This window comes from Bacteroides sp. M10 (assembly GCF_014334015.1).
Taxonomy (GTDB): Bacteria; Bacteroidota; Bacteroidia; order Bacteroidales; family Bacteroidaceae; genus Bacteroides; species Bacteroides intestinigallinarum.
In genome coordinates this window covers 2,421,687-2,446,397 of the sequence record NZ_CP060488.1, presented here as the reverse complement: position 1 = coordinate 2,446,397, position 24,711 = coordinate 2,421,687, and the positions used below count along the sequence as shown (strand labels likewise).

General features: G+C 43.3%; 19 protein-coding genes. 15 read left to right on the top strand and 4 right to left on the bottom strand.

What is annotated here, in order from left to right:
* Window positions 1-85: 85 nt before the first annotated feature.
* Together H8796_RS08685 and murF are read left to right on the top strand one after the other, a co-directional pair.
* A complete protein-coding gene (locus H8796_RS08685; protein WP_117935462.1) occupies window positions 86-2,101 on the top strand; it encodes a HAMP domain-containing sensor histidine kinase in 2,016 nt (671 codons plus the stop codon).
* A 77-nt stretch (window positions 2,102-2,178) separates the two neighbouring features.
* On the top strand, window positions 2,179-3,474 hold the full coding sequence (murF, locus tag H8796_RS08680) for a UDP-N-acetylmuramoyl-tripeptide--D-alanyl-D-alanine ligase (protein WP_117935460.1): 1,296 nt from the start codon (window positions 2,179-2,181) through the stop codon (window positions 3,472-3,474).
* Window positions 3,475-3,592: 118 nt separating this feature from the next.
* Here murF and H8796_RS08675 read toward each other — a convergent pair whose 3' ends face one another.
* On the bottom strand, window positions 3,593-3,985 hold the full coding sequence (locus tag H8796_RS08675) for a VanZ family protein (protein ID WP_117935458.1): 393 nt from the start codon (window positions 3,983-3,985) through the stop codon (window positions 3,593-3,595).
* A 103-nt stretch (window positions 3,986-4,088) separates the two neighbouring features.
* Between H8796_RS08675 and H8796_RS08670 the strand changes: the two genes are divergently transcribed.
* Together H8796_RS08670 and H8796_RS08665 are read left to right on the top strand one after the other, a co-directional pair.
* Window positions 4,089-5,459 (top strand): sodium-dependent transporter, encoded by a 1,371-nt coding sequence (locus H8796_RS08670; protein WP_117935456.1) that lies wholly within the window; start codon window positions 4,089-4,091, stop codon window positions 5,457-5,459.
* Window positions 5,459-6,376, top strand: a complete 918-nt coding sequence (locus H8796_RS08665) for a helix-hairpin-helix domain-containing protein (protein WP_117935454.1) — start codon at window positions 5,459-5,461, stop codon at window positions 6,374-6,376. Before H8796_RS08670 ends, H8796_RS08665 begins: the two co-directional genes overlap by 1 nt.
* 182 nt (window positions 6,377-6,558) lie before the next feature.
* On the opposite strand, the gene H8796_RS08660 is transcribed toward H8796_RS08665, so the two are convergent.
* Genes H8796_RS08660 through H8796_RS08650 form a run of 3 tightly spaced genes read right to left on the bottom strand, consistent with a single transcriptional unit; the run spans window position 6,559 to window position 10,074 of the window.
* Entirely contained in the window at window positions 6,559-7,215 is a 657-nt protein-coding gene (locus H8796_RS08660) for an ABC transporter ATP-binding protein (RefSeq protein ID WP_117935594.1), read from the bottom strand.
* 7 nt (window positions 7,216-7,222) lie between these two features.
* A complete protein-coding gene (locus tag H8796_RS08655; RefSeq protein ID WP_085938514.1) occupies window positions 7,223-7,957 on the bottom strand; it encodes a ThiF family adenylyltransferase in 735 nt (244 codons plus the stop codon).
* The gene (locus H8796_RS08650) at window positions 7,939-10,074 is read right to left on the bottom strand and encodes a cation:proton antiporter (protein ID WP_117935452.1); all 2,136 of its coding nucleotides are present in this window, start codon (window positions 10,072-10,074) and stop codon (window positions 7,939-7,941) included. The genes H8796_RS08655 and H8796_RS08650 overlap by 19 nt, the downstream gene beginning before the upstream one ends.
* 514 nt (window positions 10,075-10,588) lie before the next feature.
* On the opposite strand from H8796_RS08650, the gene H8796_RS08645 reads away from it, so the two are divergent.
* From H8796_RS08645 to H8796_RS08595, 11 genes are all read left to right on the top strand, one after another.
* Window positions 10,589-11,596 (top strand): aspartate-semialdehyde dehydrogenase, encoded by a 1,008-nt coding sequence (locus tag H8796_RS08645; protein ID WP_117935450.1) that lies wholly within the window; start codon window positions 10,589-10,591, stop codon window positions 11,594-11,596.
* A 241-nt stretch (window positions 11,597-11,837) separates the two neighbouring features.
* The gene (locus H8796_RS08640; RefSeq protein WP_117935448.1) at window positions 11,838-14,675 is read left to right on the top strand and encodes a TonB-dependent receptor; all 2,838 of its coding nucleotides are present in this window, start codon (window positions 11,838-11,840) and stop codon (window positions 14,673-14,675) included.
* A 4-nt stretch (window positions 14,676-14,679) separates the two neighbouring features.
* Window positions 14,680-15,912: a DUF4876 domain-containing protein gene (locus tag H8796_RS08635; protein ID WP_117935446.1), complete on the top strand. Its 1,233-nt coding sequence runs from the start codon at window positions 14,680-14,682 to the stop codon at window positions 15,910-15,912.
* Window positions 15,905-17,416: a DUF6850 family outer membrane beta-barrel protein gene (locus tag H8796_RS08630; RefSeq protein ID WP_117935444.1), complete on the top strand. Its 1,512-nt coding sequence runs from the start codon at window positions 15,905-15,907 to the stop codon at window positions 17,414-17,416. Before H8796_RS08635 ends, H8796_RS08630 begins: the two co-directional genes overlap by 8 nt.
* 35 nt (window positions 17,417-17,451) lie before the next feature.
* The gene (locus tag H8796_RS08625) at window positions 17,452-19,077 is read left to right on the top strand and encodes a fimbrillin family protein (protein ID WP_117935592.1); all 1,626 of its coding nucleotides are present in this window, start codon (window positions 17,452-17,454) and stop codon (window positions 19,075-19,077) included.
* Between the two features lie 203 nt (window positions 19,078-19,280).
* Entirely contained in the window at window positions 19,281-19,868 is a 588-nt protein-coding gene (locus tag H8796_RS08620) for a hypothetical protein (RefSeq protein ID WP_004322225.1), read from the top strand.
* Window positions 19,855-20,421 carry a PepSY-associated TM helix domain-containing protein gene (locus H8796_RS08615; RefSeq protein ID WP_117935442.1) on the top strand — a complete coding sequence of 189 codons (567 nt, stop codon included), beginning with the start codon at window positions 19,855-19,857 and terminating at the stop codon, window positions 20,419-20,421. The genes H8796_RS08620 and H8796_RS08615 overlap by 14 nt, the downstream gene beginning before the upstream one ends.
* A gap of 22 nt (window positions 20,422-20,443) precedes the next feature.
* Window positions 20,444-21,331: an ABC transporter ATP-binding protein gene (locus H8796_RS08610; protein WP_117935440.1), complete on the top strand. Its 888-nt coding sequence runs from the start codon at window positions 20,444-20,446 to the stop codon at window positions 21,329-21,331.
* Between the two features lie 24 nt (window positions 21,332-21,355).
* Complete coding sequence (locus tag H8796_RS08605) at window positions 21,356-22,024, top strand: hypothetical protein (protein ID WP_117935438.1); 669 nt, start codon at window positions 21,356-21,358, stop codon at window positions 22,022-22,024.
* A 42-nt stretch (window positions 22,025-22,066) separates the two neighbouring features.
* The gene (locus H8796_RS08600) at window positions 22,067-23,101 is read left to right on the top strand and encodes a DUF4857 domain-containing protein (protein ID WP_117935436.1); all 1,035 of its coding nucleotides are present in this window, start codon (window positions 22,067-22,069) and stop codon (window positions 23,099-23,101) included.
* A 259-nt stretch (window positions 23,102-23,360) separates the two neighbouring features.
* Entirely contained in the window at window positions 23,361-24,635 is a 1,275-nt protein-coding gene (locus H8796_RS08595; protein WP_117935591.1) for a lamin tail domain-containing protein, read from the top strand.
* Window positions 24,636-24,711 lie beyond the last annotated feature (76 nt).

Here is a 24,711-nt window from a genome sequence, read left to right as displayed (position 1 = left end):
TAGATAAAAAAAGCAAGTATTCGTACTAAAAAGAAGAAATAAACGTATATTTGCAAACTATAGAAGAAACCGAAAAATTCATACCATGAGCCGATTAACCCTATTTCACGTAGGATTTCTTTTCCTCATTTTGTTCTTTACCACTACTGCTAAAGCTCAAAAAGAGGCTGAAACTTTCAATGTTGACTCTACTCTCTATGAATATTATCAACGTTGTCAAGAATACTTATTAGAGCCTGTTGTGCTTAGCATGTCCGACACATTGTTCAGAATGGCCGGTGAACGGCATGATGAACGAATGCAGGCAGTAGCCATAGCCACCCGACTGGATTACTATTATTTTCAGGGAACCAATGAAGATAGTGTCATCCACTATACCAACAAAGTAAAAGAATTCGCCAAAGCCACTCATCAGCCTAAATATTATTATTTTGCATGGGCCAACAGGCTAGTTACCTATTACTTAAAAACAAGCAGAACAAACATAGCGCTTTACGAAGTGCAAAATATGTTAAAAGAGGCTCAAGAGGAGGATGACAAAACCGGTTTGTCCCGTTGCTACAACATTATGTCGCAAATCTACACTATCAAAAGATTCGATTCGATGGCCTTCGAATGGCGGTTGAAGGAAATCGAACTAACTGAAAAATACAATATCGAAAACTATAATATTTCCCAGACGTATGCCCAGATAGCCAACTATTACATCAGCCAGAAAAAGCAAAAAGAAGCATTGAGAGCTGTGGAAAAGGCCATTTCAACAGCCAATTCTTCTACACAGCAAATATCTGCCAAGTTGGAGTACGTTAACTACTACAGCAAGTTCGGTGACTTTCAGGCAGCCGAAAAAATATTGAAGGAATGTCAGATTGCATTCGAACAGGATAAAAGACTGGAATCGATCAAAAAGAGACTGTATAATATAGAATGTTTGTACTATCAGCAGACCAGGCAATATCAAAAAGCATTGGAAGCTGCAGAGATGCAAGAAAAGGAAGAGCACCGTTTAAGCGAAAGTATACTTAGCAGCAGTCACTATCGCACACAGGGAGAAATCTACCAGAAGATGGGGAATATGAACATGGCAGTCAAATATCTGCAAATGTATATCAACACCGATGACTCCTTAAAAATAGCCAATGAGCAAGTAGCCAGCAGCGAATTTGCCACCTTGCTAAACGTTGAGAAACTCAATGCCGAAAAGAAAGAACTAATACTCCAGGCACAGGAAAAGGAGTTGCATAATAAAACAACATTGATTATCTCATTGATTATTTTATTAGGTATTCTATTCTTATTCCTTTATAGAGAAAACTTCCTGAAACGCAAACTGAAAGTTTCGGAAGCAGAACTCAAAACAAAGAATGAGGAACTTACGGTGTCGAGGGAAGAATTACGTAAAGCCAAAGACATAGCGGAAGCGAGCAGCCGGATGAAGACAACGTTCATCCAGAGCATGACCCATGAAATCCGTACACCGCTCAACTCTATTGTAGGCTTCTCGCAGGTGTTAAGCGATCACTACAGCAATAGTCCGGAAACACAGGAGTTTGTCAATATTATCAAGAGCAACAGTAACGACTTGCTCCGACTGGTCACTGACGTGCTCGCTCTGTCGGAACTGGATCAATATGAGCAACTGCCCACAGATGATGAAACAGATATGAATACGATCTGTCAACTTGCCTCTGAAGTGGCCAAAGACAACAGGCAAAAGGATGTGGAAGTTCTGTTCGAACCTGCAAAAGAAAACCTGCTCATACGCAGTAATTCGGAACGCATATCACAGGTGTTGAACAACTTGGCGCATAATGCCGCCAAATTTACAACTCATGGCAGTATCCGCATAGCTTACTCGGTACTGGAAGCTGAAAAGAAAATTGAAATCAGTGTCACCGATACAGGAACTGGTATTCCGAAAGATCAGCAGGAGGCGGTATTTGAGCGTTTCTACAAAATGAATTCTTTCACACAGGGCACCGGTCTCGGACTGCCGATATGCCGGAGCATTGCCGAGAAGTTAGGAGGCAGCCTCCGGATCGACTCTTCCTATACGGACGGATGCCGGATGATACTGACTCTTCCTTTGGTATATGCCTAAGTAAAAATCTGTCCGAACTCCCATCAAATCCGAAAGAATAGCCTATCTTTGCAGCGTTTTAAATAAAAGATCAGGTTATGAAACTTTCTGCTCTTTACCAGATTTTTCTGGATTGCCAATCAGTAACTACTGATAGCCGGAACTGCCCGGACGGTTCTTTGTTTATCGCCTTGAAAGGTGAGTCGTTCAACGGTAATGCATTCGCAAAACTAGCACTAGACTCCGGATGCGCATTTGCCATTATTGATGAAGCCGAATATGCCGTAGAAGGTGATAAACGATATATACTTGTAGACAACTGCTTGCAGACAATGCAGCAACTTGCCAACTATCATCGCCGCCAACTCGGAACGCGTGTGATCGGTATTACGGGCACTAATGGGAAAACGACCACCAAAGAATTAATTTCCAGTGTTCTCTGCCAAACCCATAACGTGCTTTATACTTTAGGTAATCTCAACAACCACATCGGTGTACCGACCACCCTATTGCGTTTGAAACCGGAGCATGACCTTGCTGTTATCGAGATGGGTGCCAATCATCCGGGAGAAATCAAGTTTCTTTGTGAAATAGCCGAACCGGATTATGGCATTATTACCAATGTAGGTAAAGCTCACCTGGAAGGATTCGGTTCTTTCGAAGGAGTGATTAAGACTAAAGGAGAGTTATATGATTTCCTCCGTAAGAAAGATGCCATCACTTTTATTCATCACGATAACACTTATTTGATGAATATCGCGCAAGGATTGAACCTGATTTCTTATGGAACTGAAGATGATCTCTATGTCAACGGACAGATTACTGACAATTCGCCTTATCTCGCTTTCGAATGGAAAGCCGGTAAGGACGGTGAACGCCATCAAGTTCGCACACAGTTGATCGGAGAATATAATTTCCCGAATACCCTGGCTGCCATCACTATCGGACGTTTCTTTGGAGTGGAAGCGAAGAAGATTGATGAGGCTTTGGCAAGCTATACGCCACAGAACAATCGCTCCCAACTTAAAAAGACAGAAGATAACACGCTTATCATCGACGCATATAATGCAAATCCAACCAGCATGATGGCTGCTTTGCAAAACTTCCGGAACATGACAGTCCCCCACAAGATGCTCATATTAGGAGATATGCGCGAACTAGGTGCTGAAAGCCCGGCCGAACATCAGAAAATCGTTGACTACATAAAGGAAAGTGGTTTTGAAAAAGTATGGCTCGTAGGAGAACTGTTTGCCGCAAGTGAACATTCTTTTAAAACTTATACAAATGTGCAGGAAGTTATAAAGGATTTGCAAGCTGACAAACCCAAAGGGTATACCATTCTTATCAAAGGCTCTAACGGAATCAAACTTAGCTCAATGGTAGAATACTTATAATTATACTATTTTTTCAGGCACGGATTACGCGGATTACACGGTTGCTTTATAAATGCTAATTCTAAAATCCGTGTAATCCGCGTAATCCGTGCCTGAAAACCCTTCTAGCCAGCAAATTTCAATCAGCCTTCATCATCCTCGGTCGTACGACATAATAGGCTATTAAACTAGCCAGAATCGCTCCCGTAGTATTAGCTGCAAAATCCAACCAGTCTCCACCCCGGTAAGTAGTGCAATATTCCTGCAGTAATTCCACACAACCGCTGAAAAGCACCGGACAGAGGAATGCGCCTACCCATGCATGCCACATCGGAGCATGATCCCTGCGATGCGCACGCAAAAATTCCAGCCACAACATTCCCGACATACCAAAATACATACAAACATGAACCAGTTTGTCGAGGTTGGGAATTTCATTTAAATCCGTCTTAGGCGGTTTAAAGAACGACAGATAAATCACTGTCAGAATGATAAAAAGCGAGATCGGATATTTCTTAATATAAGATAGCATATCTAAATAATGTTACAATTTTCGTGCAAATATAAGTATCATTTTCTATATTTGCACTTTAATACGTATATTTTATAACGATTTGTAAGATAAAACAAGATTTATGGCAAAAAATGATAGAGCAAACTTCGGCAGTAAATTAGGAGTCATACTCGCTTCTGCCGGCTCTGCAGTCGGATTGGGTAATATATGGAGGTTTCCCTATGAAACAGGAAACCATGGAGGCGCTGCTTTTATATTGATCTATTTAGGCTGCATTCTTCTTCTGGGATTGCCTATTATGATTGCCGAGTTCCTGATAGGACGCCGTTCGAGAGCTAACACAGCGAGAGCGTATCAGAAATTAGCACCTGGAACACATTGGCGTTGGGTAGGACGCATGGGAGTATTGGCGGGCTTCCTGATACTTAGTTATTATGCTGTAGTAGCAGGATGGACACTCGAATATATTTTTGAAGCTGCTACTAATGGCTTTGCCGGAAAAACCTCCGGAGAGTTCATATCCTCTTTTCAACAATTCTCCAGCAGCCCATGGAGACCGGTTGTATGGTTGGTGGCATTCTTGTTGATTACTCATTTCATCATTGTGAAAGGGGTAGAAAAAGGAATCGAAAAGTCCTCCAAGATCATGATGCCTACCCTGTTTATCATTATCCTCATACTGGTTGTTTGCTCGGTCACTCTGCCGGGAGCCGGTGCAGGTATCGAATTCCTGCTCAAGCCCGACTTTAGCAAAGTGGACGGAAATGTATTTTTGAGTGCCATGGGACAGGCGTTCTTCTCATTGAGTTTGGGAATGGGATGCCTTTGCACGTACGCCTCCTATTTCAGCAGAGAAACCAACCTGACTAAAACAGCTTTCAGCGTAGGAATCATTGATACCTTTGTGGCGATACTAGCCGGATTTATCATCTTCCCGGCAGCTTTTTCCGTAGGCATACAACCTGATTCTGGTCCGAGTCTGATCTTTATCACCCTGCCTAATGTATTCCAACAGGCATTTAGCGGAGTTCCCATACTGGCATATATATTCTCTGTCATGTTCTACGCGTTGTTGGCAATGGCTGCTTTAACTTCTACTATTTCCTTGCACGAAGTAGTAACCGCTTATTTACATGAGGAGTTCAACCTCTCCCGTGGAAAAGCAGCAAGGTTAGTCACCGGCGGTTGTGTCTTCCTCGGAATATTCTGTTCATTATCACTGGGAGTCATGAAAGGATTTACCGTTTTCGGACTGGGCATGTTCGACCTCTTCGACTTTGTAACAGCTAAAATCATGTTACCACTGGGCGGATTGTGCATCTCCCTCTTTACCGGATGGTATCTGGACAAGAAGATTGTATGGTCGGAGATTACCAATGACGGTTCATTAAAGGTACCGGTATACAAACTCATTATCTTTATATTAAAATATATCGCACCAATCGCCATCTCACTGATATTTATCAATGAACTGGGATTAATCAAGCTATAATGTGGAAAGACTTCCTTTATTATACTAAAACTGAACGACAAGGCATTATCGTCCTTGTCGTTCTTATTTTAGGAGTATATGCCGCTCCTAAACTCTTCTCCTTTTTCACACACGCTGAAGATACCGACTGCAGAGAGAACGAGAAGTTCGATAAGGAATACAACGACTTTATTTCCTCCCTCCGGGAAACCCAACCTCACCAAAAGTCCGGTCATTCTTTTCAATCATCCCCTCAAAGGGAAATCAAACTTGCGGTGTTCGATCCGAACATCGCAGACTCTACTACTTTTCTTTCGCTTGGGTTGCCATCTTGGATGATAAAGAATATCCTGCACTATCGCTATAAACAAGGTAAATTCCGCCACCCGGAAGATTTTCGAAAGATATATGGACTCACGGAAGAACAATACCAGACTCTTCGTCCTTATATACAAATTACAGAAGATTTCAGTTCGACAAATAAAGACACGGTACGATTGTTAACCACACCAAGCATACAACGGGACACCCTTGTGAAATATCTCCCGGGAACTATCATCAGCCTCAACTCCGCAGATACCACCGAACTGAAGAAGATTCCGGGAATCGGAAGCAACATTGCCCGGATGATTGTGAATTACCGTGAACGGCTGGGAGGCTTTTTCCGAATAGAGCAGTTACAGGAGATTCATCTAAAGGCAGAGAAACTCCGTTCGTGGTTTTCCATTGACACCCATCAGACACGCCGCATCAATGTAAATAAAGCCGGTATGGAACGAATGATGCATCATCCATACATAAACTACTACCAAGCAAAGGTTATCATAGAATATCGGAAAAAGAAAGGATTCTTAAAAAGTCTGAAGCAATTATCTCTCTACGAGGAGTTCACTCCTATTGATCTTGAACGGCTAGAGCCCTACATTTGTTATAATTAATAAAAAAAAGATGCATTCCTATCACACCAGACAAGAATGCATCACACACAAACAAAACAAACACTCTACTATCATCTTCACAGACTTCCGTAGAGAAGCGACTATAAATATATAGCTAAAAGATAGAACACTTGCAAGGCTCTACCTTTTTGGTATACATTTTTAGAAATTAGGTTCTCTAATTAATCTTTTTTAATCATACCATCCACCATATGAACGGTCCGGTCCGTAATTTTGGCAAGCCCCTCGTCATGCGTCACAATGACAAAAGTCTGCCCCAGCCGGTCTCTCAAATCGAAGAACAGTTGATGTAAATCTTCTTTATTATGTGTATCCAGACTACCGGATGGTTCGTCTGCCAGAATAACTGCCGGATCGTTGATTAAAGCCCTCGCTACCGCTACCCGTTGTTTCTCGCCTCCCGACAATTCATTCGGTTTATGAGAAGCCCTGTCAACCAGTCCCATAAAATCCAGAATCTTCATTGCGCGTTCGTGCGCCTCCTTCGAAGATACTCCGGCGATTAGGGCGGGAATCATCACATTTTCCAATGCCGTGAACTCCGGCAGTAGTTGGTGAAACTGGAAAACAAAACCAATATTCTTATTACGAAATGCAGATAGTTCTTTCTCTTTCATCCGGCTCACCACTGTTCCGTCAATCTGTACCACACCTGCGTCCGGTTCATCTAAAGTGCCCATTATCTGCAATAACGTAGTTTTACCCGCACCGCTCGGGCCTACAATACTAACAATTTCTCCTTTGTTGATTTCCAGATCAATGCCTTTCAACACCTGTAATGAGCCGAAACTCTTCGTAATCCCTTCTAGTTTTATCATCATAGCCTTATAATCGTTTAATGACATATTCAGCCAGATAGCACCCAAACACGGCCGGCATATAACTAACTGTTCCACATGTCGATTTCTTATTCTGTTCATCCTCCGTCAGCAATACCGCTTTCGGATCAGCTTGTTCCGTACTGAATACCACCGGAAGTTTCCGTTTCATTCCCATCTTCTGCAAACGCTTCCGCACAGCCTTACTCAAACCGCAATGATACGTCTCCCAAAGATCAGCAAAACGAACCTGGGTGATATCACTCTTCGCCCCTGCTCCCATACTGGAAACTATCTTTATATGACGTTTCATCGCTTCATAAATCAGAAAACATTTCGGACTGATCGTATCAATAGCATCTACTATAAAATCATATTTATCGGCATCCAGCAGTTCCGGTATATTTTCATCCTTCAGGTAAACAGGCAGGACAGCCAGCTCAATCTCCGGATTTATATCTTTATAACGGGCTGCCAACACCTCCGCTTTCGTCCTCCCAAGTGTGGAATGCATGGCCGGCAACTGACGATTCATATTGGTGGGCTGCACTGTATCGGCATCTACAATCGTCATCCGTCCGACACCTGCACGGCAGATCATCTCGGCGGCATAAGCACCTACTCCACCCAGTCCCACGACCAATACGTGCGCGCTCCGGATGCGTTCCATCTTTTCCTCCCCTAACAGGAGTTCCGTTCTCTGTTGCCAGTCGTATCTTTCCATTAGTTTTTCTTTAGCCATTTATAGAACCATTTGCCGACCTTCTCATAATGTTGAGACTCATTATGTCCACGAGGATCGGAGAATGACACAATTTCCTGCGGTTCGCCAAACTGGTCGGGATACAGGATTATCAAACTATTATTAGAGAAATATTTTCCTAATTGTGCCGGGAGACGTTCAAAAGAGGGATCATAAGAGATAGATCCGCGACGGGCAGAGATAACTACCAATAAATGGTCATAATTTACCTGCCCTGTCAACAGCAAGAGATCCTCCCACTCCTCCAATATGGAGAATTCCGTCGGAGTACCTGCATGTCGCTTTTTCACAAGTTGCTGAACACGCATCAATGTACGCTCATTGGCAAAGAAATGCACCCGACAGCCCAGGATACTTCCCATACGGCAGAAGTGTTCCACCCATTTAGAGAATCCCGATTCATATTCGGCCTTTGGCGGAACGGCAATATTGATTCGACGCAGGGTATTAACAGGCATCAGGAATTTGGCAATCATCACTTCACGATGCGTACCTTTCAACAGACTTTCGGCCAGATGTCCGAAGAAAGAGTCGACAATATTTGCTTTCCGGTGCAGACCAATCACAATATCCGTAGCTTCATACTCCTTGATTGTATGGATAATCCCCGAAGCAATATTCAAGTCATAGCGACTCACCATCGTAACAGGCACATCAGCGGCAGCGGCAATCATAGCCGCCTTCTCCAGATTACGTTTACCCTGCTGCTCTTTCTTCTCCGAACTGTTATTGTCATTGATAACGTTCAATGCCACCAATGCATTTTTCTGCTTGGCATCCTTTATTACTAAAGCCAGATTAATCAAATCTTCAATCGTCTCCGGGTTAGCCACCGGAATCAAGATTTGTTCCGTATTTACTTTCTTAGCTTCTTCTTCCGCCTGCACATTTTCATCCAGAGCAAAACGACGTGCCGAACGTTCGGTTACCAAAGAACTGATGACACAAGTGAAAAGTATCATCACTACCGTACCGTTCAATACATCATCATTCAGCAACCGTTCTCCATTCTCCATAATGATTTCATGACCGATCAACACTGCTGCCAGTGTAGCTGCGGCCTGCGCATTACTTAAACCGAATATCATGCTCCGTTCATTCGACTGCATCCGATAGATTTTTTGTGTGATCCAGGCAGCCAGCCATTTACTAAAGGTTGCCACCACTGTCATCACAATGGCCACTTTCAATGCTTCACCTCCGGTAAACAGGCTTCTTACATCAATAATCATCCCGACGCCAATCAGGAAGTAAGGAATAAACAGCGCATTTCCCACAAATTCCAAGCGGTTCATCAAAGGAGATACATGAGGAATCAGGCGATTCAATACCAAACCCGCCAGGAAAGCTCCTAAGATTCCTTCCATTCCTACAAATTCCATCAATCCTCCTCCGAGGAAAACCATCGCCAGCACAAATACAAACTGCATCACGCTGTCATCGTACTTCCGGAAGAACCAGCGTCCGATACGGGGGAAAAAGAACACAATCAGAAATCCGAGGAAAGCCACTTTTGCCACAAGAAATACCCAGAACCAGCCATCGACAGTTCCCTTAAACATGCCTCCTATGACAGCAAGAATAATCAAAGCAAGGGTGACGGTGACAGCAGTACCACCAATGGTGATATTGACACTGCGCAAACGAGACAGTCCGTAACGACTAATAATAGGATAAGCAATTAAGGTATGAGAAGCATACATACTTGCCAACAATACCGCCGTGAGAAAACCATATCCCAGCATACTCATACTACTCCATATTCCCAACACCATAGGAATCAGAAAGGTAAGCCAGCCGAACACGAAACTTTTCGTCCGGTTCTTCTTAAAGTCCTCCATATCCATCTCAAGACCGGCAAGGAACATGATATAATAGAGTCCTACTTTGCCGAACAGTTCGAAACTACTGTCTCGGTCGAGTACATGAAAGCCGTGTTCGCCAATCAAGACACCCGCCAGAATCATGCCTATAATATGAGGTATATGGAGACGCCCCAAAATCATCGGAGCAAAAAGAATGATAATCAATACCAAAAAGAATACCCAAGTCGGGTCGGTAATCGGTAAGGTTAAATTAAAATCAAACAGGTTCATAGGCTGTGGCTTTAGGAATTCAATGCAAAGGAACAAAAAAGTTTGCAGAATCACAATGAATGTCCAGACGTATTATTCAGTAGTCAATTACTCACCTTACTACTTCTTTTCCCCCGCTTACCTATCAAGATATATTTCGTTAGGCACTTTTATTTCGTTCTACTATAGTGTCTCTTGCGGATAACTATAGTGTAACGCAAGGGAGACTATAGTTATCCTTGCGGAACACTATAGTGGAACGAAGTAATATTAGGCAATAAAGAGAATCTTATCAGGCTACGGAATCAATCCGATTCGCATCGCAACAGGAAATGGCTCCCTTTGGATACGTTTATCCCGTCCAACAACCATACCTTACGATACGTAAGGTTAAAGAAATCCTCCGAAAGGCTGAAATATTTCTCTCAAAATCGATGTTTATATGCTAAATTGTTATAATTTTGCAGCCAAATCTTTCCGATTCGACAGGATGAAGGAAAGAAATTCAATATTCACAATTTAACAAAAGAAAAAGATGAAAGTAGCTATTGTTGGCGTAAGCGGAGCCGTAGGACAAGAGTTCCTGCGCGTGCTCGATGAGAGAAACTTCCCGATGGACGAGTTAGTTTTGTTCGGTTCTAAACGTAGTGCCGGAACAACATATACTTTCCGCGGTAAACAGATCGAGGTGAAACTCTTACAACACAACGATGACTTTAAAGGGGTAGACATTGCTTTCACTTCTGCCGGTGCAGGAACATCTAAGGAGTTCGAAAAAACAATCACCAAGTATGGTGCTGTGATGATCGACAACTCCAGCGCTTTCCGTATGGATGCCGATGTGCCTTTGGTGGTGCCTGAAGTAAATGCAGAGGATGCATTGGAACGTCCGCGCGGCGTTATCGCCAACCCGAATTGTACGACTATCCAGATGGTAGTTGCACTGAAAGCCATCGAAAAGCTTTCTCATATAAAAACCGTGCACGTGTCTACCTATCAGGCAGCAAGTGGTGCGGGTGCCGCTGCCATGGACGAATTGTACGAACAATATCGTCAGGTATTGGCAAACGAACCTGTGACTGTAGATAAGTTTGCCTATCAGTTGGCTTTCAACCTGATTCCGCAGATCGACGTGTTTACAGAAAATGGTTATACGAAAGAAGAGATGAAGATGTATAATGAAACACGCAAGATCATGCATTCTGACGTAAAAGTTAGTGCAACTTGTGTACGTGTTCCTGCATTACGTGCTCACTCTGAAAGTATTTGGGTAGAAACTGAACGTCCGATTTCCGTAGAAGAGGCTCGTGAAGCATTCGCTAATGGCGAAGGTCTGGTTCTGCAGGACAATCCTGCCGAAAAAGAATACCCAATGCCGTTGTTCCTGGCAGGTAAAGACCCGGTATATGTAGGCCGTATCCGCAAAGACCTGACAAACGAAAACGGATTGACTTTCTGGATTGTAGGTGACCAGATCAAGAAGGGGGCTGCCCTGAATGCTGTTCAGATTGCCGAATATCTGATTAAAGTAAAAAATATCTAATATAGCGGACTGGAAATAATATCCGGACAACTATAGATAAGCCCAATAAATCAACCGGCTTGCAATGTGATAGTAATCGCAATGCAAGCCGGTTTTTTATTCTCCAAGCTGCAATTAGAGGGGAAAATACCTATTCGTAGGTAATGAGTCACTAGTTATAGGTATCAGGGTTTGCCAAAATAACTATTTATAGTGATTGATACAAACTCGGTTTTTATCGAATTTTGCGCAAAACTTATCTATGAAGTATTGTCTTTTTAATATAGCATTTTGGGGGCTACTATTTTTCAATTTATTTGAGGCCGCAGCTAATTCAAACATCTATACAATCTCGGGACGTGTGACCGAGGCAAAAACGAATTCCCCCTTGCCTGGTGCTTCTATTCTCATTAAAGGTACCTATTTGTGGGCCGTATCCAATCAGAAAGGAGAATTTACGATACAAGGAGTACAGGAAGGGAAATATAATCTGGAGGTTTCTTTTCTTGGTTATGTACCGGCAACCATTCCCGTAAATGTACGCAGCAATATCAAGAACCTTCCTATCATACTCAAAGAAAATACACTTGCACTAGATGATGTAGTCGTCACTGCACAAGCACCCAAAAATGAATTAAACACAACGCTCACTATCGGAAATCATGCATTGGAGCATCTACAGGTGTCCAACGTGAGTGATATCTCCGCTCTCCTTCCGGGAGGAAAGACTAAAGTGCCGGATCTTACCGCCAATCATATCTTCTCATTACGCGACGGAGGGTCAACAGCCGGTAATGCCGCATTTGGAACAGCCGTAGAAGTGGATGGAGTTCGTATTGGAAACAATGGTTCGTTTGGCAATATGAACGGAGTGGATACCCGGAATATCACTGTTGCAGATATTGAATCGGTGGAAGTCATCACCGGAGTGCCTTCGGCAGAATATGGAGACTTGAATAGTGGTATGGTCAAGATTCACACCCGGAAAGGGAAAACACCCTGGAACATATTGCTGTCTATCAATCCTCGCACCGAACAGGTTTCATTTGCAAAAGGACTGGATTTAGGAAACGATAAAGGTGTCATCAACATAAATGGTGAGTGGACCAAGGCTACTCAAAAGTTGGTATCTCCCTATTCTTCTTATACAAGAAGGGGATTCTCTGCCGGATATAGCAACACGTTCCGCAACGTATTGAGATTCGACATCGGTGTTACAGGCAATATCGGAGGAATGAATACCAAAGATGATCCTGATGCCTATTCGGGAGAATACAACAAAGTGAGAGATAACGTATTCCGGGCAAACACTTCACTCGCCTGGCTGCTCAACAAATCGTGGATAACCAACCTTAAGTTCGACGCATCAATATACTACAATGATAACAACTCCCACGCGCATACGTTCTACTCGTATGCATCGGAGCAACCGGCTGTTCATGCCACAGAGGAAGGATATTTTATGGCAAACAAACTGCCATATACTTACTTTGCCGACCAAATCATCGACTCCAAAGAACTGGATTATGCCGCATCGTTAAAATATGAATGGAACAGACGGTTTAAGACTGTAAACAGCAACCTGAAAGCGGGCGTTCAATGGAAAGCAACAGGCAATGTGGGCGAAGGAGAATATTACAAAGACCCAGCATTGGCTCCGAACGGTTATCGTCCCCGTCCTTACACGGCTTATCCATATATGCATAATGTTTCGCTTTATGCAGAAGAAAGTCTCTCATTTCCTGTGGGAAATACTATGCTTAGACTGATGGCAGGGGTACGTTGGGAACATTTGTTTATCAAGGGAACGAAATATAAAAATCTGAATACTCTGTCTCCGCGTTTCAATGCCAGATGGCAGTTGAACGAATATATCGCTATCCGTGGCGGCTGGGGAATTACCGAAAAACTTCCCTCTTTCTATACCTTGTATCCCAAACAAGAATATCGGGATATACAGACTTTCGGCTTTTCCTATAATAAGATTGAATCATCTTATATATATTATAGTCAGCCCTACACGTTATTGCACAATGAAAACCTACGCTGGCAACGAAATCAGAACGCAGAAATCGGTTTGGACGTCAACATCGCCCGTACCCGGATTTCATTAGTCGGTTATTTCAACCGCACCAAGCTGCCGTATAAGTACACAAGTACTTATACTCCGTTCTCCTACGATGTGCTCCAATTGCCGGATGGATTCACGATGCCGACTAACCCGCAAATCAATGTAGATAACCAGACAGGGATGGTTTACATACGCGACAATGCATCCAGTTACTGGACTCCTATGGATGTCAAAGTGACCGACCAGACTTTTGTAAAGTCAACTTCTCCCGACAATGGAATGGACGTGATTCGTCGCGGAGCGGAAATGATTGTTGATTTCCCGGAAATTACCCCGATTCGCACGCAATTCCGGGTAGATGCCGCTTATACTTATACGAAATACATCGACAACTCTTTATCGTATTATTATCAGAATGGATGGTCGCACACCAGCCTTGCCAATCGTTCTTACCAATATGTAGGTATCTACGCCAATGGCGACAATTTATCGACTACCGCCAACGGCAAGCGTACCCACTCGCTGGATGCCAATATCACAGCCATCACCCGTATTCCGAAAGCCAGACTGATTATCTCGTGCCGACTGGAAGCTTCGCTTGTGAAGCGTTCGCAGAACATCTCCGAGTATCAAGGAAAAGAATATGCTTTCAATGTGAGCGAAAGCAGTAATACCCAAACCGGGGGAAGTATCTATGACGGTAACTCTTATACCGCTATCTGGCCGGTAGCATACCTCGACCTGAATAATGAGATGCATCCTTTCACATCAGCAGAAGCCGCGAATCCGGCATTCTCCTACCTGATACGCAAATCGGGCAATGCCTATACATTTGCAGCAGACGGATATGATCCTTATTTTTCAGCCAATATTAATATCACCAAAGAGATTGGAGACTATGTATCCCTTTCTCTCAATGCGATTAATTTCACCAACTCACGGCCTTATGTAAAATCTCATGCAACGGGTGTAAGCGCTCTCTTCACCCCGGATTTCTATTATAGACTTACTTGCCGTATCAAATTCTAACTATATGAAGCAATCCATCTACATATTATTACTAACAGTGACCGGCATCTTTGCAGGATGCACGGATATCGATAAAGAGAATCCGTATGACAACCAATTGCACAGCCTGCAGGTTACTGCCGTATATCCGGACGGATACACGGATCATCTCCGGGAAGGAGTGACCGTAAAGATTGAAGATGTCGACCGTGGGAATTCTTACAAGGCTAAAACCGACAAGAATGGAGTCGCACAATTCTCTTTGACCAAAGGCATATACCGCGTACAAGTCAGCGACAAAGACGGAAAGGATATTTTCAACGGATTAGCTGATAATGTCAAACTTACCAGCGGAGACATGTCTCTTAATCTCCCGCTCATTCATTCCAAGGCCGGGACGATCATTATTAAAGAGATTTACTGCGGAGGATGCACAAAGTTACCGCTGGAAGGAAATTATCAGTCCGACAAGTACATTATCCTGCATAATAACGACTCGGAAGTGCAATATCTGGATAGTTTATGCTTCGGAGCACTCGACCCTTACAATTCACAAGCCACTAATGTATGGGTGACACAGGATGAAGCAACCGGAGCAACCATCTTCAAGGACTTCGCTCCCATCGTTCAGTGCATCTGGCAATTTGGCGGTACCGGTAAAACGTTCCCGCTTCAGCCGGGAGAAGATGCAGTGATTGCCATCAACGGAGCGGTTGACCATGCGGCACAATATCCGCAATCTGTCAACCTGAACAAACCCGGATATTTTGTATGCTATAATAATGTTTATTTCCCGAACACACAGTATCATCCGGCTCCGGGCGACCAGATCACACCGGATCATTACCTGAACGTTGTACGGAAGATAGGACAGGCGAACGCCTATTCATTCTCGATATTTTCTCCTGCCGCGGTTATTTTTAAAGCCAAGGATACCACGATACAGGACTTCGTCCTTAAAGAGGGAAGCATCATACAAAAACCAGGAAGCACTACGGATCAGGTGATAGCGGTACCACTTGACTGGGTGATTGATGGCACGGAAGTATATTATGGCGGTTCCTCCAACAATAAAAAGCGTATTTCTCCATCCATCGATGCGGGATATGTCACTCAAAGTGCCACATACAACGGACGCAGTTTATACCGTCATGTGGATGAAGAAGCGACACAGGAAGCGGGTTACGAAGTACTGGTAGATACAAACAACTCTTCTACCGATTTTTATGAACGGGAAAAACAATCTTTGCATGAGTGAGATGAAGAAAATATATATAACAGGTCTTTGGATCCTATGTCTGACGTCCGGAGTTTCGGCGCAGACTTATGACATCATCGAACGGCGTAACTCCTGGAATGCCGGGGCAAATGTCACCGGTATCATGATGGACAGTATTTCTGCTTCCTATGCCGAACTGTACGGAAAGAATAACCACGGTGATTTCCGCAACTATTACGAAGCAAAAGAAGCATGGAGTGCCGGAGCGGTAGCAAAGTCCATCACTCATCTGAAAGGTTATTCACTGACAGGTTCATTCTCCTTCGACCATACTTCAGGCAAGGATATGAGCGGTTCGATGTTCATCCACCCGGGATTTTATCCCGTAGACCTCCTGGAGTTCACGCCCGGACGCAAAGACTTGCAAACCTACGCTTTTATGGGTGGTATTGCAACTGATATTTCACCCAACTGGCGATTAGGAGGAAAGATTGACTTTGCCGCTTCCAACTATTCCAAACGAAAAGACTTGCGGCATACCAATTACCGACTGGATTTGAAAGTAGCCCCCAGCGTCATGTATCATTCGGGAGATATGGCGATCGGCTTTTCCTATATTCTCGGTAAAAATAGCGAATCAGTGAAAGCAGAAGTCATCGGTACAGCCGAAAACTCTTACAATGCTTTTCTCGATAAAGGACTTATGTATGGAGCTTACGAGGCATGGGACGGGAGTGGAATCCATCTTAGTGAATCGGGCGTCAACGGTTTCCCCCTCAAAGAATTGTCGAACGGGGGAGCTTTGCAGTTTCAATGGAAAGGATTTTACGGAGATGTTGAATACACGTATTCTTCTGGTTCTGCCGGTGAAAGAGATGCTATCTGGTTTAAATTTCCAACCCACCGGATTACTTCTCATTTGAGTTATCATTTCAAACAGGGAAAGATAGAGCATTTTCTGCGACTGAACCTGCAATGGTCACATCTGGTCAACAACGAGAATGTGATAACCAAAGAAACGGTAAACGGGATAACGACCACTCACGTACACGGTTTCAATCGTATTTCTGAGCAGGATGTTTTCTCCGTCCATCCCGAATATGAATGGATTAGTCCCCGCACGGAACTTCGCCTGGGAACGAATATATCAACATTCAGACGACTGACCACACAGATGTATCCTTATGTGGCTTCGGAAAAGATGATTTGTAGCCAGACTTATATCTCCGGTGTATTTCATCTGGGGAAACTCGACCTGAAAGCGGCTGCATCCTTTGCCATAGGAAACTTTACCGAGAAAAACAGGGCTACGGCAACAGATACGGAACCGGGTGATCCGCCTCATCGACTGACTGATTATTACCATCTGAAAAATGAATATGCAACTGCCCCACAAGCGACATTTCATCTCGGATTGCGCTATCATTTCAACTATAGAATTTATGCGGAAGTACAGGGCAGTTATACGCACGGTTTCAACCTGCAATATATAGATGGTTCGAACCGTTGGAATGAGACTGTCAAATTAGGATATACTTTTTGATAACAATGAATATATATAAACTAAATTATGAAGCAATGAAAAAGAGTTTGACATTTATCTTCGCAGCAGCACTTTTGGTATCTTGCCAACAAGAGGAGAACGAAGCTACGACTCCTGCAAACAGTCGCATTACTATCTCTCCTATTATTACACGTGCTACGGAAGTTAACTTTGAGACCGGAGATAAAATCGGTGTTACAATCACCCAAAACGGTGACTTCGTATATGCAGAGAATAAGCAGATGACATATAGTAACGGAATATTTGCAGGTGATTTACTCTGGTACCCGGAAGGAAATGACAAATCGCAAATAGTAGCCTATTATCCCTATAAAGAGGGCAATACTCCGGCTTCATTTACTGTAGAAACCGATCAGACTACCGGATACGGAGCATCAGATTTTATGGCAGCAAAGAAATCGGATGTACTTCCGACTACCAACGTTATAAGCATGAACTTCAAACACATGTTTACTAAATTAGTAATTAATGTAACAAAGGAAGTAGAAGCTAACATCTCGTCCATTGCATTGAAAGGTTCTATCCCGACTGCAACTCTTGATTTGAGTGCTCTCACAGTGACTGCTGATGCAAACGCCTCTGCTACAAGCATTGTTGCACAAGCCATTAAAGCCAATGAGACATACCGCGCTATTATCGTTCCCCAAACAGTAGCCTTGACGCTTGAAGTAGCCACATCTGACGGCAAAACCTTGTCACAGAAGCTCACGTCTACCACTTTGGCACAAGGAGGACAATACAGTGTGAACATTCGCGTGTTACCTGACGATATAGAAGTCAAACTTAGTGGTGACATTGAAAATTGGACAGATGAGGGCGAAATCGGAGCTGATAATGAGATTTCTTTCGAGGAACATCTCGATCAGAACTATTTCCTGTATGACAATGTGAAATATAAGACTGTAACTCTCTCAAACGGTACGACATGGATGGCTGAACCACTTATTTACTTACCGAAAGGACTGACACCGTCTACCGATCCAACTGCTGATAGCCATGTTTGGTATCCGTATGAAATTACAGCCGACGGTGCAACCGTAGCTACAACCAAAGAAAGTGCCATAAAAGAATTAGGTTATCTATATGATTTCCAAGCTGCACTGGGTGGTAAGGAAATCACAGAAAGTAATCTGACCTCCTTTGAAGGAGCACAAGGAATCTGCCCGAAAGGATGGCACATACCGACACGTCTGGAGTACTTTAATCTGGTAGGAAAGACTACAAATGATGTCGATGGCAAAGTACCGGCTGATGGTGATAAAGCTCTTTTTTATGATGCAACTTATGATGGCGCCAAAATATCAGCACTGAATGATGCAGAATTCAATTACCAATTCTCTGGTGTTCGTATGGCAACAAGTCTTACTGGTGCCGGCAGTTATCAAAAAACTGCGATAGCGGATGATGCCAATATTCAAGCTGCATGGCATGGAAAACCGGCAATGAATTATTATATGACTTCGACTGCCTACAAACCTATATACAATAGCACTAGCGGAGTACTTACCAATATACAGTTCTTTGGATTAATGAGTACAATCAATGCAACCAAGTATCCGGAAGGCAGATTATCATTATCTTATGTCAGCATTAAAGCCGGTATGCAAGTTCGTTGCGTAAGGGATCAAGCCGGCAACTAAAGGGCTAACATTTGTTTCACACCGGGAAACCTTTAGTTCCCCTACGGGGAAACAACAGTTTCTCGGTGAGGAAACAACAGTTTCCCGGCATGAAACTCAAAGTCTCAAGTAAGGTTAAGACTCCTCGCCCGTAAGGCGAGCTATGATAAGCTATAAACAAACGATAAACAGATTACAAACTATATAAAAACGAAGCAAGAACAATGAAAACAAAAAAGCTAACAATCGCAATTGCCATCGTGGCAATGACTTTTATCGGAACTTCATGTGGTAACAAACAACAGAAAAGCGCATCAGAAGCAACTACAGAACAGTCTGCATCTTCCGCTTTGGAAATCGACTCTCTCCTTGCCAATGCCGAAAGCCTTGCAGGACAAGAAGTAACCATTGAAGGCGTCTGCACACACACCTGCAAACATGGAGCAAAGAAAATCTTCCTGATGGGTAGCGACGATACCCAAGTGATCCGTGTAGAAGCAGGAACCTTGGGAGCATTCGATCCTAAATGTGTAAACTCTATCGTTCGTGTTACCGGAACACTGAAAGAACAACGCATTGACGAAGCCTACCTCCAGAACTGGGAAGCACAACTCAAAGCACAGGCTGCCGAGAAACACGGAACCGGTGAAGCCGGATGCGACTCTGAAAAGAAAGCACGTGGCGAAACAGCCAACAGTCCCGAAGCCCGCATTGCAGATTTCCGTGCCAAAATAGCCGACCGCAAGGCAGAAACAGGAAAAGAGTATTTATCTTTCTATTTCATGGAAGCTAACTCGTATGAAGTGGAGTAGTAACATCCGTAAGTGGAGTCGACTCATACACCGTGACCTATCATTTTTCTTTTCCGGAATGGTATTGATATATGCCATTTCCGGAATTGTAATGAATCACCGTGACACGATTAACCCGAACTTCTCCATCACACGGAAAGAGTATAAGATAGCAGAAAAGCTACCGGATAAAGCAGGAATGAATAAGGAGAAAGTGCTCACCCTCCTGGAACCATTAGGAGAAAGCGGCAACTATACCAAACATTACTTCCCGAAAACGGACGTAATGAAAGTATTCCTGAAAGGCGGCTCCAACCTCCTGGTAGATGTGAAGACAGGGGAAGCGGTATATGAATCCGTCACCCACCGTCCGCTTATCGGAGCAATGTCCCGCTTACATTACAACCCGGGACAATGGTGGACTTACTTTGCTGATATTTTCGCTATCGCTCTTATTATCATTACTCTCTCCGGCATCATCATGCTGAAAGGAAATAAGGGTATTATCGGCAGAGGAGGAATCGAACTAATTGTCGGAATCTTGATTCCCATTCTTTTCCTTTTCTTCTTTTGAATAGAATAACAGATAAAATCAAATGGAACATATTATCGAATGTAACAACCTGACGCACTATTACGGCAAACGGTTGATTTACGAAAATCTTAGCTTCACAGTACCCAAAGGACGCATCCTGGGACTGTTGGGAAAGAACGGTACGGGCAAGACCACCACTATCAATATCTTGAGCGGTTATCTGAAACCCCGTTCGGGAGAATGTCGCATCTTCGGACAGGAGATACAGACAATGGCACCGGCTCTGCGTCGTAATATCGGACTGCTCATCGAAGGTCATGTGCAATACCAATTCATGACCATCACCGAGATAGAGAAATTCTACGCAGTTTTCTACCCCGGTCAATGGAAAAAGGAAGCCTACTACGAACTGATGAATAAATTGAAAGTAGCCACCGGTCAACGTATCTCGCGCATGTCCTGCGGACAACGTTCACAAGTAGCCCTCGGACTGATTCTCGCACAGAACCCGGAACTTCTCGTACTGGATGATTTCTCTCTCGGACTCGATCCCGGCTATCGTCGCCTGTTTGTCGACTACCTCCGCGACTATGCCCGTTCAGAAGGAAAAACCGTCTTTCTGACCTCGCATATCATTCAGGACATGGAACGGCTTGTTGACGACTGCATCATCATGGACTACGGAAAGATACTGATTCAGAAACCAATCGCCGAACTATTAGAAAAAGGACGTCGCTACACCTTCACTATTCCTGAAGGCTACGAACTTCCCGCATCCGATGATTTCTATCATCCTTCTGTCATGCGGAACCAGTTGGAGACTTTCTCCTTCCTTCAACCGGCAGAAACAGAAGCAAAACTGAAATCCATGTCAGTACCCTACACTAATTTTCATAGTGAACAGGTGAATCTGGAAGATGCATTTATCGGCCTGACAGGCAAATACTAGAATCGTTGATAATTGATAAAAACAATGTACGCTATATTTTATAAAGAATGGATAAAGACACGGTGGTATTTTCTACTTGCCGTGCTCGCCACACTTGGTTTTACAGGCTACTGTATGCTCCGCATCAACCGGGTGGTAGAAATGAAAGGGGCTGCTCATGTGTGGGAAGTGATGCTGCAACGAGATGTCATCTTCATTGATATGTTGCAATATATCCCTCTGATTGCGGGAATTTTGATGGCTATTGTGCAGTTTGTTCCCGAAATGCAGCGCAAATGCCTGAAACTGACTCTCCATCTGCCTTATCCGGAATTGAAGATGACAGGTAATATGCTACTTTCGGGATTAGTGTTGCTATTTGTCTGCTTCGCTTCCAATTTTCTGTTGATGGAAGTATACCTGAACGGAATACTTGCCCATGAACTGAAGAACCACATATTGCTCACCGCTTTAACGTGGTATCTTGCCGGGATTTCCGGCTACCTGCTTGTGGCATGGATCTGCCTCGAACCGGCATGGAAACGTCGTATTCTGAATCTCATTATCGCAGTATTATTACTCCGAATCTTCTTTCTGTCGCCCACACCGGAAGCATATAACAAGTTCCTCCCTTATTTAGTGGTTTATACTTTGTTGACAGCTTCTTTCTCGTGGCTTTCTATCGTACGATTTAAGGCCGGAAAGCAGGACTAGGAACAATTAAAAATTAAAGACTAAAAATTAAAAGATTGAGTAATGAGACGTTTCAGTACTATATTATTATATGTAACCATCGCTTTTCTGCTTCTTTGGCAGTTGCCCTGGTGTTACAATTTCTTTGTCGTAAAGCCGGAGAAGACTCCCTTTACCCTGTACAGTTTCGTAATTGGCGATTTCGCACAGATGGGACAGGAAGAGGGAAAAGGAAGTGTGCGTCGCGACCTGGCAGGTAATATTTATTCGGAAGCAGCTTTCGACAGTATCCTGCCTATGTTTTATTTTCGTCAGTTGATGTCCGATGAGCGTTTTCCGGATACTATTAAAGGGATAGCAGTAACTCCTAAAATGGTACAGACGGAGAACTTCAACTTCCGTAGTGTTCCTTCGGATATCAATGCGCCTTCTATCGGACTTTATCCTCTGATGGAATCCATGTCAGGACGTGTAGACCTGAAAATGCCGGATGACGTATTCCGCATCACCTCCAAAGGAATTGAATTTATCGACATGGCCTCCAACAGCGTAAAGGAAGACAAGAGTCTTCAGTTTACCGAAGCTATGACTAAAAAGGAGTTTCGTTTCCCGGCAACGGAGATCGTAGGAAATCCTACGGTGAAAAAAGAGTATGACGAAGGTTATCTTCTATTGGATGCCGACCGCCGGCTGTTTCATCTGAAACAGGTGAAAGGGCGTCCGTATGTTCGTGCCATCACCTTGCCCGAAGGATTGACACTGGAACATCTGTATCTGACAGAGTTCAGAAACAAGAAAACACTTGCGTTCATGACCGATGTCAACAATGCTTTCTACGTACTGCAGAACCGGACATACGAAGTAGTGAAAACAGGAATTCCTGTATTCAATCCCGAAACGGATGCATTAACCATCATCGGTAATATGTTCGATTGGACGGTACGTGTAACTACTCCAACCTCTGATAATTATTATGCATTGAATGCTGACGATTATTCATTGATTAAAAAATTAGAGAATGCATCGTCTACTCATTCCATGCCCGGTATTACTTTCACATCTTATACTGATAAATATGTAATGCCACGTTTCGAATAGTATTCCCATATTGAATGTAACAGTTGCAAGGGACTATCAAAAGTCAATCTATTAAATATGACTTTGGATAGTCCCTTACTGTTTTCTTCCCATGCATTTATAGAAAACAAAAAGAATTACAATCTTTTCTTCTGTAAGTATAAGCTTTTTCCGGCAAGAAGGTTTATCTTTGCCCACTCATTCAAATATTCAGACCGCAATTGCTTCTGCATTATACACAAACAAATACGGTAAAATAAAAACTAAAAATCAAAACCGTATGAAAGTTTACAAAGCATTTGCTTTCCTTAGTCTCTTTATGATGTTATTCTATCATTGTTCACTTCCTGCTGATGACGAAGAAAAAGGAGATTCAGAAGGAGAAGACACAGCTACTTCCGAACTTCCCTGGGAAGGAGAAACTGATAAGTTCACCATCAATTCTAAAGAAGGAGTTCATCTGAATGATCCACAAGAAGATGCCGGAACAGCTTATATCACTATACCGTCCACTTCGGTGAAGAATACCCGTTGGGAATTTGGAGTTCACCTCACCTTCAATCCTTCCGCCAACAATTATGCACGGTTTTATCTAACCTCTTCCTCCAATGTGCTTTCCGGTAAACTAAACGGTTATTATATTCAGATAGGAGGCTCCAAAGATAATGTAGCTCTTTACCGCCAAAATGAAGACGGTTCCAAATTACTGGCTTCAGGCAGAGAACTGATGAAAGGTAATAATTCACCGAAGCTATCTGTCAAAGTAGAATGTGACAATAACGGTTACTGGACCTTTTGGACACGTCTCGAATCCGAGAATGAATATGTAAAAGAGAAGCAAGTGAAAAATATAGAGATACCAGCTTCCTTCTGCTGCGGTATATACTGCATCTATACCAAAACTCGTTGCAAAGGATTCACATTTCACCACATACGATTGTCTAATGACGCAGAAACGACCACCACGCCCGACGGAACACCTGAAGAACCCGGAACAGATATACCGGATAATCCGAATACACCCGAATTACCGGAAGATGTGAGAGGCATGCTTCTTTTCAATGAAATAATGTATGATAATGCGAGTGATGGCGCAGAATATATAGAAATCTATAATCCGACCGAAACAACAATCAGCGTACCAGCCCTCTATCTATATAAGATGTATAAAGATGGTACAATATACAGTACTACTACCCTTCAAAAGGAGGATGCTTCCATCCCTCTTAATATTCCGTCCAAAGGGTATCTTTGTTTCACCAAATACTTCAACAAGGTAGTTCAAAAGCATAAAGTCGGAGGAGAAACTCTGGTTACGATACCCAACTTCCCCGCTTTAAGCAATGATGGAGGTTATCTGGCACTTTCAAGCAGTAAAGAGACAGCAGCAGGGCATACTTTTGACACCTGCTGTTTCAGAGATGAGATGCATACATCAGAAAAGACAACCGGCGTTTCACTCGAAAAGAAATCCCCGGAGTTATCCTCTCTCAATAAGAATTGGCATTCATCAAAACATGCGACCGGAGGCACACCCGGAATAAAAGATATGTAAGAGTATGCATATCTATGATAAATTCCCTACATTTGTAGGCAAAGTAAACAAGTTCCGGATATTCATCCTCAAACGA

Coding starts and splice junctions, on each gene's coding strand:
- H8796_RS08685 (WP_117935462.1), top strand. CDS start 86: ATGAGCCGATTAACCCTATTTCACGTAGGATTTCTTTTCCTCATTTTG.
- murF (WP_117935460.1), top strand. CDS start 2,179: ATGAAACTTTCTGCTCTTTACCAGATTTTTCTGGATTGCCAATCAGTA.
- H8796_RS08675 (WP_117935458.1), bottom strand. CDS start 3,985: ATGCTATCTTATATTAAGAAATATCCGATCTCGCTTTTTATCATTCTG.
- H8796_RS08670 (WP_117935456.1), top strand. CDS start 4,089: ATGGCAAAAAATGATAGAGCAAACTTCGGCAGTAAATTAGGAGTCATA.
- H8796_RS08665 (WP_117935454.1), top strand. CDS start 5,459: ATGTGGAAAGACTTCCTTTATTATACTAAAACTGAACGACAAGGCATT.
- H8796_RS08660 (WP_117935594.1), bottom strand. CDS start 7,215: ATGATAAAACTAGAAGGGATTACGAAGAGTTTCGGCTCATTACAGGTG.
- H8796_RS08655 (WP_085938514.1), bottom strand. CDS start 7,957: ATGGCTAAAGAAAAACTAATGGAAAGATACGACTGGCAACAGAGAACG.
- H8796_RS08650 (WP_117935452.1), bottom strand. CDS start 10,074: ATGAACCTGTTTGATTTTAATTTAACCTTACCGATTACCGACCCGACT.
- H8796_RS08645 (WP_117935450.1), top strand. CDS start 10,589: ATGAAAGTAGCTATTGTTGGCGTAAGCGGAGCCGTAGGACAAGAGTTC.
- H8796_RS08640 (WP_117935448.1), top strand. CDS start 11,838: ATGAAGTATTGTCTTTTTAATATAGCATTTTGGGGGCTACTATTTTTC.
- H8796_RS08635 (WP_117935446.1), top strand. CDS start 14,680: ATGAAGCAATCCATCTACATATTATTACTAACAGTGACCGGCATCTTT.
- H8796_RS08630 (WP_117935444.1), top strand. CDS start 15,905: ATGAGTGAGATGAAGAAAATATATATAACAGGTCTTTGGATCCTATGT.
- H8796_RS08625 (WP_117935592.1), top strand. CDS start 17,452: ATGAAAAAGAGTTTGACATTTATCTTCGCAGCAGCACTTTTGGTATCT.
- H8796_RS08620 (WP_004322225.1), top strand. CDS start 19,281: ATGAAAACAAAAAAGCTAACAATCGCAATTGCCATCGTGGCAATGACT.
- H8796_RS08615 (WP_117935442.1), top strand. CDS start 19,855: ATGAAGTGGAGTAGTAACATCCGTAAGTGGAGTCGACTCATACACCGT.
- H8796_RS08610 (WP_117935440.1), top strand. CDS start 20,444: ATGGAACATATTATCGAATGTAACAACCTGACGCACTATTACGGCAAA.
- H8796_RS08605 (WP_117935438.1), top strand. CDS start 21,356: ATGTACGCTATATTTTATAAAGAATGGATAAAGACACGGTGGTATTTT.
- H8796_RS08600 (WP_117935436.1), top strand. CDS start 22,067: ATGAGACGTTTCAGTACTATATTATTATATGTAACCATCGCTTTTCTG.
- H8796_RS08595 (WP_117935591.1), top strand. CDS start 23,361: ATGAAAGTTTACAAAGCATTTGCTTTCCTTAGTCTCTTTATGATGTTA.